The organism is Amycolatopsis decaplanina DSM 44594, assembly GCF_000342005.1.
In the GTDB taxonomy this organism is placed as follows: Bacteria; Actinomycetota; Actinomycetes; order Mycobacteriales; family Pseudonocardiaceae; genus Amycolatopsis; species Amycolatopsis decaplanina.
The window spans coordinates 63,778-79,881 of sequence record NZ_AOHO01000067.1; the positions used below are offsets into that span (position 1 = coordinate 63,778).

General features: G+C 70.1%; 11 protein-coding genes. 6 read left to right on the forward strand and 5 right to left on the reverse strand.

What is annotated here, in order from left to right:
* The first annotated feature begins 124 nt into the window (after positions 1-124).
* Complete coding sequence (locus tag H074_RS24825) at positions 125-1,039, forward strand: 2-hydroxyacid dehydrogenase (RefSeq protein WP_007032819.1); 915 nt, start codon at positions 125-127, stop codon at positions 1,037-1,039.
* 30 nt (positions 1,040-1,069) lie between these two features.
* Here the strand turns inward: H074_RS24825 and H074_RS24830 are convergent, their stop codons facing one another.
* Entirely contained in the window at positions 1,070-2,005 is a 936-nt protein-coding gene (locus H074_RS24830) for a hypothetical protein (protein ID WP_007032820.1), read from the reverse strand.
* A gap of 73 nt (positions 2,006-2,078) precedes the next feature.
* The gene (locus tag H074_RS24835; protein ID WP_007032821.1) at positions 2,079-3,047 is read right to left on the reverse strand and encodes a GNAT family N-acetyltransferase; all 969 of its coding nucleotides are present in this window, start codon (positions 3,045-3,047) and stop codon (positions 2,079-2,081) included.
* A 59-nt stretch (positions 3,048-3,106) separates the two neighbouring features.
* On the opposite strand from H074_RS24835, the gene yaaA reads away from it, so the two are divergent.
* Together yaaA and H074_RS24845 are read left to right on the forward strand one after the other, a co-directional pair.
* Positions 3,107-3,862: a peroxide stress protein YaaA gene (gene yaaA, locus H074_RS24840; RefSeq protein WP_007032822.1), complete on the forward strand. Its 756-nt coding sequence runs from the start codon at positions 3,107-3,109 to the stop codon at positions 3,860-3,862.
* 86 nt (positions 3,863-3,948) lie between these two features.
* Complete coding sequence (locus H074_RS24845; protein ID WP_039923368.1) at positions 3,949-5,400, forward strand: trypsin-like serine protease; 1,452 nt, start codon at positions 3,949-3,951, stop codon at positions 5,398-5,400.
* 64 nt (positions 5,401-5,464) lie between these two features.
* On the opposite strand, the gene H074_RS24850 is transcribed toward H074_RS24845, so the two are convergent.
* The 3 genes from H074_RS24850 to H074_RS24860 all read right to left on the reverse strand — a co-directional run bounded on the left by H074_RS24850 (position 5,465) and on the right by H074_RS24860 (position 9,779).
* Positions 5,465-6,997, reverse strand: a complete 1,533-nt coding sequence (locus H074_RS24850; RefSeq protein WP_007032824.1) for a phytoene desaturase family protein — start codon at positions 6,995-6,997, stop codon at positions 5,465-5,467.
* A gap of 71 nt (positions 6,998-7,068) precedes the next feature.
* Positions 7,069-8,616: a S8 family serine peptidase gene (locus H074_RS24855; RefSeq protein WP_007032825.1), complete on the reverse strand. Its 1,548-nt coding sequence runs from the start codon at positions 8,614-8,616 to the stop codon at positions 7,069-7,071.
* Entirely contained in the window at positions 8,616-9,779 is a 1,164-nt protein-coding gene (locus H074_RS24860) for a S8 family peptidase (protein WP_007032826.1), read from the reverse strand. Before H074_RS24860 ends, H074_RS24855 begins: the two co-directional genes overlap by 1 nt.
* Positions 9,780-10,089: 310 nt before the next feature.
* Here H074_RS24860 and H074_RS24865 point away from each other — a divergent pair, with 310 nt between their 5' ends.
* From H074_RS24865 to H074_RS24875, 3 genes are all read left to right on the forward strand, one after another.
* Complete coding sequence (locus H074_RS24865; RefSeq protein WP_007032827.1) at positions 10,090-12,915, forward strand: ATP-binding protein; 2,826 nt, start codon at positions 10,090-10,092, stop codon at positions 12,913-12,915.
* Positions 12,916-13,200: 285 nt separating this feature from the next.
* A complete protein-coding gene (locus H074_RS24870; protein WP_007032828.1) occupies positions 13,201-14,142 on the forward strand; it encodes a serine protein kinase RIO in 942 nt (313 codons plus the stop codon).
* A gap of 367 nt (positions 14,143-14,509) precedes the next feature.
* Positions 14,510-16,009: a DEAD/DEAH box helicase gene (locus H074_RS24875; RefSeq protein WP_007032829.1), complete on the forward strand. Its 1,500-nt coding sequence runs from the start codon at positions 14,510-14,512 to the stop codon at positions 16,007-16,009.
* Positions 16,010-16,104: the final 95 nt, after the last annotated feature.

The following is a 16,104-nucleotide window of genomic DNA, read 5'->3' on the forward strand; positions in this document are numbered from 1 at the left end:
CGAACCGGGCATGGTCGCGAGATGCCGGACTTCGCCTGGGCGGTGCCGGCCGATCCCGTCGGCAACGAATTCCGCGTCGCGACCCACGAGGGGTGACGCAGGTCGCGATGGTCAGAATGGCGGCATGACGGAGCGAGCCATCCTGCCCTGGTCCGACATCGAGCTGCCCGAAGGGCTGAGCGCGCGGCTCTACGACGGTATTGGCCCGCTACCGGACGAAGGCCTCGACGAGGTCGAGGTCTACGTGCTGCCGTACGACTCCGGTGCCGAACCGACGAAGCTGATCGCCCGGCTTCCGTCGCTCAAGCTCGTGCAGTCGTTGTCGGCCGGGGTGGAGAAGCTGATCCCGCTGGTGCCGGCGGGAGTGAAGCTGGCCAACGGCCGCGGCCTGCACGACCTCAGTGTGGCCGAGCACGCGCTGGCGCTGATCCACGCTTCACAGCGGGACCTGCCACGCTGGTTCGCGCAGCAGGCGTCGGCGTCGTGGGAGCGCGAGCACACGCGCTCGCTGGCCGACAGCCGTGTGCTGCTGGTCGGCCACGGCTCGATCGGCCAGGCCATCGAGCGGCAGCTGGCCGCGGCCGAAGCGATCGTGACCAGGGTGGCGAGCACGGCCCGGCCCTCGGAGCGGGTGCACGGCGTGAGCGAACTGGCGGAACTGCTGCCGTCCGCCGACATCGTGGTCCTGATCCTGCCCGAAACGCCCTCGACCATGGGCTTGTTCGGTGCCGCGGAACTCGCCGCGCTGCCGGACGGCGCCCTGGTGGTGAACGTCGGGCGGGGCTCGGCGATCGACACGGAGGCGCTCACGGCCGAGACCGTCTCCGGGCGGTTGCGCGCCGCGCTGGACGTCGTCGATCCGGAACCGCTGCCCGCCGGGCATCCCCTGTGGACCGCACCAGGGGTGATCATCACGCCGCATATCGCGGGTGGATCGGCGTCGTTCCACCCACGCGCGAAGCGGCTGGTCACCGAGCAGTTGCGCCGGTACGCCGCCGGCGAAGAGCCGCTGAACCTCGTGAGTGGTAAGGACGGTTAGAACCGTCCTTACCACTCACGAGCCGGTGCACTACGGCCAGTGGGTCCGGTAAGCGAGCCAGTCGCGCATGGCCGCGGCGAGACGGCGCTGCGCCGCGCGGACCCCTGTCGTCGCGGGCGGTTCCGGTAGCCGGCACGCTCGTTCGGCGTGCCCGGCCAGCGCGACGCCGAACGCGGTGACCGCCCAGACCGGGACACCGGTCAGCACGGGGCGCCGCCGGAGCAGGCGGTCGACGTCGGCGGGCTCGTGCCCGGCGTCGAGCAGGTACGGGACGAGAGCGACCAGATCGAGCCAGCCCGCGCCCCTCGCCGGATAACGCCAGTTGGTGACGAGCACCCTGCCTGACCCGGTCCGCACCAGGTACTCGGGCTGGATGTCGTTGTGCAGCAACGTGTCCCCTGCCGCCCAGGGATGCCAGGACGTCTCCAGCTGGACGAGCCTGTCGAGGTTGCGGACGGCCCACCCGTCGAGGTCGTCCGGCGGTTCCTTCGCCAGTTCCTGCCAGCCGCGCAGGAGCGGGCCGAGATCGTCGAGCGCGTCCGGGACGTCGGGCAGCGGGCATGGCGTGAGCGTGCGCCCGAGCGCGCCGAAGGCGGCCAGAACCGCGGAGAGGTCCGGCGATCCCGGGCGCAGGTTCGGCCTGGTGCCGTCGAAGTCGGCGAACGCGAGCACCAGCCAATCACCGTCCACAAAGGACAGCAGTTTCGGCGTGGGCGCCTCCGGGGGAAGCCGTCGCGCGATGGCGGCCTCCGTCCGGTAGCCGCCCGCTCGCGGACTCCCCGCCGGGATCGCCTTCAGGAAGATCCAGCGATGATCGCGTTCGAGTTCGAGTCGCGCGGCGACACCGCCGTCGAATTCCGGGGTCTGCCACAACGAACGACGGATCACCGACCCGAGCTCACGCTCCACGGCGTCACGCGTCGCCGACGGCAGATCGTGCCAGCCGAGGCGTGCGGAAACCGGCAACGCCCTACCACCCCCAGCGATCTCTCCGAGAAGATCGACTGTACCGAAATCCACCCTTTCGGGTGGCAACCGGTCAGGTCGGAACGGGCTTCACGTACCCGGCCCAGCGCTGATGCTCGCTGAACCCGACGCGCTCGTAGACACCGAGGGCGCGGTAGGAGTTGTCCTGGTCGACGTTGAGCGAGGCTCGCTGGAAACCCTTGGCCTCGGCCTCGGCGAGCGTGTGCCCGAGCAGCGCGCCCGCGATCCCGCGCCCGCGAAGCCCCGCGTCGGTCGCGACGTGACTGACGTACAGGTCCTTCACACCCGTGGCGGCCTCGTCGGAGGCGAAGAACGCGCTCAGCACCATCGCGACCACCCTGTCCTTGGCCGGGCTCAGCAGCAGGAACGAGAGATCCGGCCGGAAGTCCTTCGCGCCGACCACCAGATGCCGCCAAGCCTCCGGGGACTGTTCCGTGCTCCCCCAGTGGTCCGCGAAGGTCTCGTTGCGGGACCGCAGCGTGAGGCCCTCGTACTTCTCCTCATACGCGACGAGCGGGAACTCTTCGGGCAGCGGTTTGACCGGCGGGATCGAGCCGAGGTCGGCCCGCATGTCGACGAACCACCGGGCGTGCTCGTACCCCGCGTCCACGAGCACGTCGGAGAGCCAGCGCTGCTTGGTGTTGGCCGCGGCGTGCAGTTCCAGCGGCGCGTCCGGGTGGGACTTCGCGTGGATCTCCTTGCCGGCCTCCTCGAACCAGCCGGTGAGGCGCGCGGCGATCGCGTCGTCACGGTATCCGGGGTGGACGAGCGTCTCGACCCGCATCATATGCACCGGATTCGCCGCGTCACGCCGCCGAAGCAGACCGTAAGCGACCAGTTTGTCACCGTCCCAGGCGCTGATGGTCGCGGTAGGCAAGTCGACATTCGGCGAGCCGATCTCTTCGGCGAGATCCTCCGCGCTGTAGTGCTCCTCGATCGGCTCGACACGCTCCGCCTCGGCGAAGGTCTCGGCCAGCCGCGGCATGTCGTCCATGGTCAGCGGGCGCCAGGTCAGACTCATGCGGAGGAGGCTAAGCCCGCGCCTCGGAGTGACGCACTCCATTTAGTTACGCTTCCGTGGTGCTCGTGCTGCTCCCCCCTTCCGAAACCAAGGCCGCCGGCGGCACCGGCGCGCCGCTGGATCTCGGCGCGCTTTCGTTCCCGGAACTGAACCCGGCCCGGGCGAAGCTGGCCGACGCGCTGGCCGAACTGGCGGGCGACGTCCCGGCCAGTGTCGCCGCGCTCGGCATCACGCCGCGCCAGGCCGACGAGGTCTCCCGCAACGCCGAGCTGTGGACCTCGCCCACCATGCCCGCGCTGCGCCGCTACACCGGGGTCCTCTACGACGCACTCGACGTGAAGTCCTTCACCAAGGCGACGCTGGCGAAGGCCGAGAAGCGTCTCGCCGTCGCTTCCGCACTGTTCGGGGTGGTCGCGGCGACCGACCCGATCCCCGCGTACCGGCTTTCCGGCGGGAACGCCCTGCCATCGCTCGGGACCGTCCGCAGCGTGTGGAAGCCGGTCCTCGAACCGGTGCTCCAGGGCATCGAGGGGCTCGTCGTCGACCTGCGGTCGGGGACCTACTCGGCCCTGGCGAAGCTCCGCCCGGACGCGGTGACAGTGCGCGTCGTGACCGAGGACGCGCGGGGCAACCGGACCACGGTGAGTCACTTCAACAAGGCGTACAAGGGACGGCTGGCCGCGGAGCTGGCGAAGTCCCGGAGCGAACCGTCCACTGTGGAACAGCTGATGCGGGTGCTGTCGAAGGCGGGCCTCGACGTCGAACGCACCGGGGACCACAGTATCGAGCTGCTCACCGGGGACGGGGTGCATTAGTTCCGTACCCCTACGGGCTTCTTCCTCGGTTGTTCCACCAGGCGCGGATGCGGAAAGTGATTTCCAGCCACCTGAAAGGAACCACCGTGAACAGAAGACAACGGCTACTGGGGATCGCCACCGCCACCCTCGGCTGCCTCTCGGTCCTCCTCCCCGCGCCCGCGTCCGCCGCGAATCTGACCGCCGTCACCCCTACGGATGAAGCGGTCGTCCCCAGTGGACCGCACACGAACTCCATCGGCGGTACCCCTGCATCGGTCAGGGACTACCCGTTCATCATCGCGGGCCTTCGCGAAGGTGGAACGCGGCCGCAGGGTCAGACCTGCACGGGTTCGGTCATCGCGCCGCGCAAGATCCTGATCGCCGCGCACTGCAAGGACGCGGCCGGCGAGAAGTCCTTCCTCTACGGGTTGGACGATCTCAACGCCGGTGGCGGAACACGGATCGGCGTCGTCAGCTACGAAAAGCACCCGAAGTACGTCAACTTCGACCAGGGCTATGACGTCGCGGTGGTCACCACGGACGCCGACATCCCGGTGCCGGGCGGCCAGTACGCGAAGGTCGCGACTTCGGCCGACACGGACTTGAACAAGCCGGGCAAGTCCGGACTGGGGCTCGGCTACGGCAAGAAGGACTTCAACGACGACACCCGCAACGTCGAACTGCACAAGTTCACCCTGCCGATCGTGCAGGGCAGCAACTGCAACGGTGTCGGCGCCGGCTTCCAGGAAGCCACGATGATCTGCAGCGGCTACAGCGACGGCCACGTCACCATCCTGCCGGGTGACAGCGGCGGACCGCTGATCGTGGACGGCAAGGTCGTCGGCGTCGCGTCCTGGAGCCGCAGCGACTTCAAGTGGTACAGCGTGTACGGCAGGCTCAACAACGACATGGGCGACTGGGTCAAGCAGCAGATCGGTGAGCCGCAGAACCCGGAGACGTTCTCGCTCGCGGTGACGCCGTCCTCGCTCAAGGTCGAGCCGGGCAAGTACGTGTCGGCCACGGTGACCAGCAAGCCGGGCAAGAACGGCGCGGAGAAGGTCGATCTCAGCGCTTCGGGACTTCCGGAGGGCGCGACGGCCACCTTCCAGCCCTCGTCCATCACCTCGGGTGAGTCGGCGAAGGTGAGCATCGAGGTTCCTGCCGGAACGGCCGAAAAGGACTACGCGGTCACCATCTCGGGCAAGGGCACCACCGACACCGCGACCACGAAACTGACGCTGACCGTCGGCGCCGGCGCGCCGCAGCCCGGTGACCTCAAGGTGAGCGTGAGCCCCGGCAGCGGCACAGTCCAGCCCGGTTTCTTCAGCAACGTCACGGTTTCCGCCACCGGTGGCACCGGCGCGATCACCCTGTCGGCGTCCGGGCAGGGGCTGCCGTTCGCGCCCTTCTTCAACCCGCGGACGATTTCGAGCGGCGGCAGTTCGACCATGCAGGTGGTCGCGCCCTTCCAGCGCGGCACCTACCCGGTGACCGTCACCGCGACGGACTCGGCGGGCAAGACCGCCACCACCACGTACACCCTCACCGTCCAGTAAGCAGACAAGTCCGTGAAGGCCTCCTTGAGGGACCCTGGGTCCCTCAAGGAGGCCTTCACGGACTTCAGGAATTCGCCAGCACCGCCATGGCGGCATTGTGCCCGGGGATACCGGAGACCCCACCGCCACGCACGGCGCCCGCACCGCAGAGCAGCACTCGCTCATGCTCCGTCTCGACGCCCCAAAGCCCCACCTGAGCGGCGTCCGCGGCATAAGGCCACGAAAGATCGCGATGGAAGATGTGTCCCCCGGGCAGCCCCAGTTCGGCTTCGAGGTCCAGCGGTGTCTTCGCCTCGATGCACAACCGGCCGTCCGGTGCACGCAGGACACAGTCCTCGATCGGCTCGGCCAGCACACTGTCCAAAGAGGACAGGGTCGCCCGCAGCGCCTCGTCGCGCGCGGCGTCGTCGCGTCCCTCGAACAGCCTCGTGGGCATGTGCAGCCCGAAAAGGGTCAGCGTCTGCACCCCGGCGGCCTGTTCCGCCGGGCCGAGGATCGACGGATCGGTCAGCGAATGGCAGTAGATCTCGCACGGCGGCAGCGACGGGATCCGGCCGGCGGCGGCCTCGGCGTAGGCCGCCGCCAGCTGCCCGTAACCCTCGTTGACGTGAAACGTGCCGCCGAACGCCTCACGCGGATCGACGCCCGGATCCCGCAGCCGCGGGAGCCGTGACAGCACCATGTTCACCTTGAGCTGCGCGCCTTCCGGCGCCTCCGGCGGCTCCTCCCCCAGCAGCCGCGCGAGCGTCCGCGGCGCGACGTTCGAAAGCACGTGCCCGCCGCGCACGGCGCGTTCGTCTTCGCCGAGCCGATAGCGCACGGAGCCGTCCGGGTCGACGGACAGCACCTCGGCACCGGTCACCAGCCGCGCCCCGGCCGTCCGCGCGGCCGACGCGAGCGCCCCGGTCACCGCGCCCATCCCGCCCACCGGCACGTCCCAATCGCCGGTCTCGTTGCCGATCACGTGATAGAGCAGGCAAAGATTCTGCCGGAAGTCGCCATCGCCGGCGAAAGTACCGATCAGCGCGTCGGTCAGGACGACGCCGCGGACGGTGTCGTCGCCGAACATCCCGGTGAGCGTTTCCGAGATCGGGCGTTCGAACAGCGCGTCCCATGCCTCCGGCTCGATGCCCGAGCGCAGTTCCTCCCTGGACATCAAGGGCTCGGTCAAAGTGGGGAACGTCCGCTCCGCGACCTGGGACGTCATCGCGTAGAACCGTCGCCAGGCCTCGAAGTCCTTTGTGGACCCGGTGAGCGCGGAGAACGACGCCGAGGTACGGCCGTCGTCGCCCGTGTCGACAAGCAGACCGCCGTCACCGACGGGCGTGTACGACGACATCCGCCGCCGCCTGAGATCGAGTCCGAGCCCGAGGTCCGCGATGATCTTGCGCGGCAGCAGGCTCACCAGGTACGAGTACCGTGACAGCCGGACGTCGACGCCGGGGAAGGCACGGAAGGAGACCGCCGCCCCGCCGACCTCGTCCCGCCGTTCCAGCACCAGCACCGAGCGACCCGCCCTGGCCAGGTAGGCCGCCGCCACCAGGCCGTTGTGCCCGCCGCCGACGATCACAGTGTCGACCACGTCATAGGACTCCATTCCAAGCCTCCCAGCGAAACGACAGTGCGCCGCGGTCATCGTGACCGCGGCGCACCGCCGTTCGCAAGGACTCAGAAGGTGATGGAGAAGCCTTCGATCGTCCCGCTGTCGAACCGGTAGACGTCACGGACCCGCAGTTTCCAGGTCCCGTTCGCCGGTTCGGACGAGGCGTTCACCGTGTACGACGTGTGCACGCCGCTCGCCTCGCCGATCCCTCCCGCCTGCTTGAGGCCGAACACCGCACCGCTCGGCCCGATCAGGTCTATCGCCAGGTCACCGGTGTAGGTGTGCGCGATGTCGACCTTGACCGGCAGCGTCGCCGACGCCTTGCCGTCACAGCCTTCCTGCGTCACCGAACTGGTCACCGCGTCACCCGCGTCCGGAATGGACACCGGTGTCGTGTTGGACTTGGCCCCGCACGTCGGCGTGGGGCCACCGCCGCCGATGAACGACACGTTCAGCAGTTTGTTGACCGTGCCGGACGGCAGTCCCTTGAGCACACCGTCGGAGGCGTTGTTCACGAGCGCGTCCCGCGTCTGCTGCGCGGTGGCGCCCGGATTCGCGGCGAGGTACATCGCCGCCGCCCCGGCCACGTGCGGCGTGGCCATCGACGTCCCGCTCATGTTCGCCGAACCACCGTTGGACGTGGACAGCGACGTGATGTTACTGCCAGGGGCGAAGATGTCCACGCACGAACCGTGGTTGGAGAACGAGGACTTGTTGTCGTTCTCGTCCGAGGCGCCGACCGTGATCGCCTCGGGGATGCGGGCGGGGCTGACGTTGCAGGCGTTCTGGTTCTCGTTGCCCGCCGCCACCACGTAGACGAAGCCCGCCGCGATGGACTTCTTGATGACGTCGTCGCCGAGTCCGACCTGGTCCATCCGCAGGCTCAGGTTCGCCACCGCCGGTTTGGTGCCGTTCGCGGTCAGCCATTCGGCCGCGTCCACGATGGCGGAGTCGGGACCGTTGCCCGAACAGTCGTTGCCCAGCACCTTCAGCCCGACGAGCTTGACCTTCTTCGCCACGCCGTAGGTCTTGCTGCCGATGGTGCCCGCCGTGTGGCTGCCGTGCCCGTTGCAGTCCTTCCCGTTGCCGCCCACGAAGTCCTTGCCGATGGACGCGCGCCCCTCGTACTCCGGGTTCTCGGGGTTGATCCCGGTGTCGAGGTCGTACGCGGTCACGCCCTCGCCCGTGTTCGGGTACGTGAAGCTCTTGTCACGCGGCAGGTTCTTCTGGTCGATCCGGTCGAGACCCCAGGTGGGGTTGGTCTGCGTGCCGACGGCACGCGCGGTGCCGTCCTGGTAGACCGCCTTGACCGCCGGATCGGCCGCGAGCCGCCTGGCCTGCCGCTCGGACATCCCCTTGACCGAGAAACCGCGCAGCACGTTCTTGTACGCCGACCGGACCTCGCCGCCGTAGCGGCCGGTCAGCGCCGCCGAGGACTGCTCGATCGCCATGGTGCCGATGTCGTGGAGCACGACGATGTACTGGTCGCCGTAGTGCTGATTCGCCTGCACGACAACGCCTTCCGCCTGCGCGGCGAGGGCGTTCCCGGCGGCGAGCGCGGCCAGCGCGGTGGCCGCGACGGCCACCACACCGGCCCGTACGCCGCGGCGCATCAGAGACCCGCCACGTTCAGCAGCTTGTTGGTCGAACCGGAGCCCGGGCTCGTCACGACGCCGTTGGTGGCGGCGTTGGCCAGACCGGAGGCCACGGCGGCCGGGGTGGCCGACGGGTTCGAGGTCAGGTAGATCGCGGCCGCGCCGGCGACGTGCGGCGTCGCCATCGAGGTACCGCTCATCTGCTGGGTACCGCCACCGTTGCGCAGCGAGGTGATACTGGTGCCCGGCGCGAAGATGTCGGTGCAGCTGCCGTAGTTCGAGAACGTGGACCGGCGGTCGTCGCTCTGGGTGGCGTTGACGGTGATGGCCTCACGCACGCGGGCCGGGCTGGTGGAGCAGGCGTCCGTGTTGGAATTCCCGGAGGCCACCGTATTGGTGATGCCCGCGGACACGGCGCGGCGCACGGCGGCGTCCACACCGGAGTCCGCCGGGCCACCGAGGCTCATGGTGAGCACCGACGGGCCCTTCGCGTTCTTCACGACCCAGTCGATCCCGCTGATGATCTGCGAGTACTGGCCGCTGCCCTGGCAGTTCAGCACGCGGACCGAGACGATCTTGGCGCCCTTGGCCACGCCGTAGGTGGCGCTGCCGACCGTGCCCGCCACGTGCGTGCCGTGACCCTGGCAGTCGCGGGCGTCGCTGTCGTTGTCGATGAAGTCGTACCCGCTGGTCGCGCGGCCGCCGAATTCGGACTGGCGGTAGTCGACACCGGTGTCGAGGACGTAGACCGTCGCCCCGGAACCGTCGTTCGGGTAGGTGTACTTCTTGTCCAGCGGCAGGTTCTTCTGGTCGATCCGGTCGAGGCCCCAGGTGGGGTTGGTCTGGGTGCCGGTCATGTGCGCGACCGCGTCCTGCTGGACGAAGTCGACGTTCGGGTCGGCGGCGAGCCGTTTGGCCTGCGCCTCGGTCATCTTGGCCGAGAAACCGTTCAGCGCGGCGGTGTAGGTCGCCTTCACCTGGCCGCCGTACTTGGCCGCGAGGCCCGCGTCGCCGCTCTTCAACGAGACGATGTACCCGTCCGTGACGGCTCCCGGCACACCGGCGCCGCGGATCTGTCCCTCGGCGGCCGTGGCCGATCCGGCGAAGGCCACGGTGGCCGCCGCACAGGCCCCGGCGAGCACCGCACCCGCGATCCGGTGACGTCGAAGTTCTCCACGCATTTCCTGAGCTCCGTTCACTCGAACAGGTGGTTCGCGCCGACGGGAATCCTGGCCGGCGCCGTGACATGCGGTCACGCATGAATCACTTTCGGGTGGCGGGACCTGCGCGAACAAGCGAGGCAATGGTCCGTAGGACTACGTATCTAATAGGGACATTCACCATCCCTACGAAAGTTGTGTGACCGTCCGAGCGGGTTCCGTGATCACCGAACCCGCGCTTAAGCTGCGTTCACTCGAACGGTGTGGTTCGTGAAGCGGGGGTGACCCGGCAATGGTGATCGGTGGTTGCCGACGCAGGACGAGTTCGCCCGTGCTCGTCGGGCGTGAGGCGGAACTACGCGAGCTTCTCGACGGCGTGCTGCGCTCGCCGTCGGTGATCATGCTCGAAGGTGAAGCGGGGGTGGGCAAGACCCGGCTCGCCACCGAACTGCTGGCCTGCCCCGAATTGGCCGGACGGCCGGTCCTCACCGGAGCCTGCCAGCCGCTGCGCGAGCCCTTCCCCTACGGCGTGGTCTTCGACGCGCTGAAGGACGTCCGCCCGGCGCGCGACCTCAGCCCCGTGACCGGCGCCCTCGCGCCCTACCTGCCTGAATTGGCGGCATTCCTGCCTCAGCCGCCACCTCGGCTCGGCGATCCGAGAGCCGAACGGCACCAGCTCTTCCGCGCCGTCCGGGAACTGCTCGGCTCGCTGGGCCCGCACGTCCTCCTCATCGAAGACCTCCACTGGGCGGACGACGGCTCCCGCCGCCTGCTGCGGTTTTTGATGACCGCCCCGCCCGCGGGCCTGACGCTCCTGCTCACGTACCGGCGCGAAGAGACGCCCGGCGGCATCCCGCTCGGCAGCGCCTACCGGCCCGCTCCCGGTACCGCGCACGCGCTCGTCACCCTTCGCCCACTGGACCGTGACGGCGTCCAAGCGCTGGTGTCGGCCCTGCTCGGCGAAGCGAACGTCTCCGCCGAGTTCGCCGCGCGGCTGCACGAGCGGACGGCGGGGATCCCGTTCGTGGTCGAGGAGATCGTGCACGCGATCGGGGGCGCCGAGGGCGCGGTGCACGCCGACGGCGCGACCGCGCGGCGCCTGCTCGACACGGTCGAAGTCCCGGCTTTGCTGCGAGAGGCGACGATCGAACGCCTTGTCGCGCTGCCGCCCGCCGCCCGGCGGATCGCCGAAGCCGCCGCCGTCCTCGGCACACCGTCCACTCCGGACCTGCTGGCCGCCGCGGCCGCGCTCACCCCCGAGCGCGCCCGTCGCGCGCTCGTCCTCGCGCTCGAAAGCAACGTCCTGGTGGAGACGGGCGAGGGCACGTACGACTTCCGGCACGCGTTCGCCCGGCAAGCCGCGTACCGCGCCGTCCCCGGTCCCGATCGCCAGGAACTGCACCGCCGGGCCGCGCGGCTGCTGCGCGACCGCCTCCCGCAGTCACTGGTGCGCCTCGCCGAACATTGCCGCAAGGCGGGCGACCGCGCCGGTGCCTTGAAGTACGGCGAAGCGGCCGCGGATCAGGCGTCGGCGGTCGGCGATCTCGCCACCGCGACGGATCTGCTTCGCGTCCTGCTCGACGAACCGGGCCTGCAACCGTCCGATGTGGACAGACTGGCGGTCAAGTTCAGTTCGGTGGCGTGCAACGGCCTCGCGCAGGCCGAGGTCGTCCCGGCGCTGGAGCGGCTGCTCACCGACGGCAGGCTGTCCGGACGGCTGAGCGGCGAGGTCCGGCTGGGACTCGGGCTCCTGCTGGTGCGCCAGGCAGGCGGGCTGGAGGCGGCGAGGACCGAGATCGAGATCGCCGTCAACGACCTCTCCGACCGGCCCGACCTGGCCGGACGCGGAATGGGCGTCCTCGCCCAGCCGTGGGTCGGCGCGACCCCGCTGCGGGAGCACCGGCGATGGATGGACCGGGTGGACGAACTCATCGACCGGGCCACCGACCGACGGCTGAAGATCATCCTGCTGGCCAACAACGCGGCGTCGCGGCTGCACATCGGGGACGCGCGCGGCTGGGACATGCTGGACCGGGCGCCGACCAGCGTCGGTTCCGCCGACGAACAGCGGCACCTGGCACGGCTGCACTGCAACAGCGCCGACGCCTGCGCCTGGACGGGCCACCACCGGCGGGCGAAGAGCCTGCTGCGCAGCGGGATGCAGCTGGCCGCCGACTGCGGGGCGCCGTACGTCGTCAGCACAGCCCGCGCGACGGCCGTCCACACGGACTGGCTCACCGGAAACTGGGACGGCCTCGCCGAACGGGCCTGCGCGCTGATCGACGAGTACCGCGACCTCCTGCCGGTGACCAGCGAACTGTGCCTCGTGCTGGGCCTGCTCGCCGCCGCCCGCGGCGAATGGGACGAGGCCGCGGCCCGGTTCGCCGGTACCGCGGCGGACCAGCCGGAGAACGCGTTCACCCCGGTCGCGATCGCCGCGCACGCCGGGATGGCGGGCATGCTGCTCGCGCAGGACCTCGGCGAGGCCGCCGTCGCGCAGGCCGGGAAGGGACTGGAACTCTTGCGCGCCAAGGGTGTCTGGGCCTGGGGCGCCGATCTGCTCATGGCCGCCGTCGACGCGTACTGCGCCACCGGACGGGACGCCGAGGCGCAAGCGCTGACCGACGAGTTCGAACGTGAGATCGGCGACCTCGACGCGCCGTCGACCCGGGCCGCGCTGGCCGCGAACCGCGGGCTCGTCGCGGCGTCCCGGGGCGACCACGCGGAGGCGATCGAGGCGTTCGAGCAGGCACGGACCCGGTTCGAGGCCCTCCCCGCGCCGTATCACGCGGCACTGATCGCCGAACGGGCCGCGCGGTGCCGCCAGGCCTGCGACGAGGACGTCGCCGAGACCTTCGCGGCACTCGCCGAGACCTTCGACCACCTCGGCGCCACCCGTGACGCCGCGCGCTGCCGCCACGCCTTCCGGTCCACCGGCGCGGTCGCCCCCTCGCGGCGCGGCCGCCGGGGTTACGGCGACGAGCTGTCGCCACGCGAGCGCGACGTCGCCCGTCTGCTGGCCGCCGGACACACCAACCGGGAGATCGCCGAGGTGCTGTTCCTGTCCCGGCGCACGGTGGAGCAGCACGTCGCGAGCGTTCTGCGGAAGCTGAAGGTCCGGTCGCGGAGCGAGCTGGCGGGGCTGCGTTCGGCGTAGCCCGCCCGCCGGAGTACATGAAGGCCCCCTTCCTTGCGCCAGGCGCAAGGAAGGGGGCCTTCATGTACTTGGCACCTCACCGCGCCCTCGAATTAATTCGGTTGCGTGGGTCTGACGGTGCCGGGGATGATCGTGCGCGATCCGGCAGGGAGCCGGTGGATGCGACAGGGAGGTGCCTCGTGCTGATGACTGTCCGGGGCCTTGGCCGCCCCCATCCACTCGCCCCTCGAGGCTGAGCCACGACGCTCGCCCGGTGGGGCATCCCTGACCTAGGAGAACCCACCAGTGCGCAAGCACGATCTCGAAGAGTCCTACGAACAACGTCCTCGCCGCACCCGTCGTCCTCGTTTCGACGACGAACCCGAACCCGCCCGCGGCGGACGGCTCACCGAAGCCGAACGCGTCCGCCTCGCCCGGCTGCGTGAGGACGCCTACACCGAAACCGCCATCCCCGACGGCGCCGACCGCTGGAGCACCTGGGGAGAAGCGGAGCACGGGCCGCGGCCGCGGCCGGACTGGGTGATCACCGAACTGGCGGCGGTGGACACCGAACTCGGCATCCTCAAAACCGGCAAGGAGGCGGACGTCCACCTCGTCCGGCGCAATCTGCCCGGCACCGAGGGCACCGTGCTCGCCGCCAAGCGGTACCGCAGTGGCGAGCACCGGTTGTTCCACCGCGACGCCGGTTACCTCGAAGGCAGGCGGATGCGGCGTTCGCGGGAGATGCGGGCGATGGAGTCGCGCAGCAGCTTCGGCCGCAACCTCATCGCCGAACAGTGGGCGGTGGCCGAATTCGGCGCGCTGAGCAGGCTCTGGACGGTCGGCGCGCCGGTGCCGTACCCGGTGCAGCGCGACGGCACCGAGCTGCTGCTGGAATTCCTCGGTGACGGCGAGACTGCCGCGCCGCGGCTGGCGCAGGTCCGGCCGGAGCCGGAGCAGTTGCGGGAACTGTGGTTCCAGACCTCGGCGATGCTGGAACTGCTGGCGTCGCAGGGGCTCGCGCACGGCGACCTCTCGGCGTACAACCTGCTCGTGCACCGCGAGCGGATCATGGTGATCGATCTGCCGCAGGTGGTCGACATCGTGGCCAATCCCGGCGGGCTCGAGTTCCTCGCGCGGGACGTGCGGAACATCGCGGCGTGGTTCCACTCGCGGGGACTGCCGGAGCGGCTCACGGCGGTCCCGGAGCTGATCGAGGAACTGAAGGAGATCGCCGGCCTTCGCTGAGGCGTCCACAGTGTCAGGAAGGGGTCGTTCCCGAGGCGCCACGCCGGGAACGACCCTTTCCCGACGCGCCGGAAGAAGCCGTCGTGGAGACCCTGCCCACAATCGGTCCCTCCGGTTGGGTGGCCGGATAACGGTCCGGTACAGTAGTGACAGACCGCAATCGGCGGCGTGGATGAGTGGTGTCCGTCGCCTCCAAAGCCAACCGAATGGCTCGCGGTATCCGTATCAACCAATTGGCGCGCGGTGTCACGCAGACGCGGTGTGCCGGGTTCGTCCCTGTGAACGCCCATCTGTGCACACCATCTTGCCTTGCCTGCGTGCGGGCAGCCCGGGCCTCCTTGCGACGTGCCACGTCCGAGAGGCATTTGTGACAGTCACGTTCAACTCCGGCCACGTCTCACCGTCGGCGCGTCAGCACCGCAAGCCGCGCACCCGCCCCGCGGGTGACGCGATGCTGCGCGAAGACGCCGTCGAGACGGTCAAGGCGAAGACCTGGGCGGAGCTCGGCCTTCCCGAGCCGCTGCTGCGGGCACTGGCCGACGCCGGTATCACCACCCCGTTCCCGATCCAGTCGGCGACCATCCCCGACGCGCTCTCCGGCCGCGACGTGCTCGGCCGCGCCCAGACCGGTTCCGGCAAGACCCTGGCCTTCGGCCTCGCGATGCTGACCCGGCTCAACGGCGGCAGGGCCCGTCCGAAGCACCCCCGCGCGCTGATCCTGGTCCCGACCCGCGAGCTGGCCATGCAGGTCGCCGACTCGCTGACCCCGCTGGCCAAGTCCCTCGGCCTGTGGTGCCGCACCGCCGTCGGCGGCATGGCCTTCACCCGCCAGGCCGACGCGCTTTCCCGCGGCGTCGACCTGCTGATCGCCACCCCCGGCCGGCTGTCGGACCACGTCCGCCAGGGCACCGCGTCGCTGTCCGATGTCAACTTCGTCGCGCTCGACGAAGCCGACCAGATGGCCGACATGGGCTTCATGCCGCAGGTCCGCGAGATCCTCGACCTGACCCCGGCCCGCGGCCAGCGCCTGCTGTTCTCGGCCACCCTCGACGGTGACGTCGACAGGCTGGTCCGCGCGTACCTGACCGACCCGGTCACGCATTCGGTCGCCCCGTCGACCGCGAGCGTCACCACCATGGACCACCACGTGTTCCAGGTGTCGCACCAGGACAAGCAGGACATCATCACCGAGATCGGCGCCCGCGAGGGCCGCACGATCATGTTCGTCCGCACCAAGCACCACGTGGACCGCCTCACCGAGCGCCTGCGCGAGAAGGGCGTCCACGCGGCGGCCCTGCACGGCGGCAAGACCCAGGGCCAGCGCAACCGGGTCCTCGCGGACTTCAAGGAGGGCTACGCACCGGTCCTCGTCGCCACGGACGTCGCCGCGCGCGGTATCCACGTCGACGACATCTCGCTGGTGCTGCATGTCGACCCGGCCGCCGACCACAAGGACTACCTGCACCGCGCCGGCCGCACCGCGCGCGCCGGGGCGTCCGGTGTCGTGGTCACGCTGGTCACCCACGACCAGCGCCGCATGGTGCGCCGGATGACCGACCGCGCCGGTGTCCGGGCCGAGCAGACCACGATCCGCCCCGGCGACGCCGAGCTCACCCGTATCACCGGTGCGCGGCAGCCGAGCGGCGAGCCGGTCGTGGAGCGTCGCCGTGAGTCCCCGCGTCGTGGCGGTGGCCGCGGCTACGGTGGCGGCGACCGCGGTTACCAGGGTTCGCGCGAGGGTCACGGTCACCGCGAAGGCGGCCGTCCCGGCGGCTTCCGCGGCCGCCCGCGTCGTGGCGAGTCCGGTGGCGGCAACGGCCGTCCGCAGCGTCCGGGCCGCGGCCCGCGTCGCAGCTTCGACAACTGAGTCGTATTTAGCGTGTTCCTGACCGGGACTCGCGTGATTGAAGGCGGAACTCTCGAGTTACGTCTCCGATCACGCGAGTCCCGTCTTCATTCACG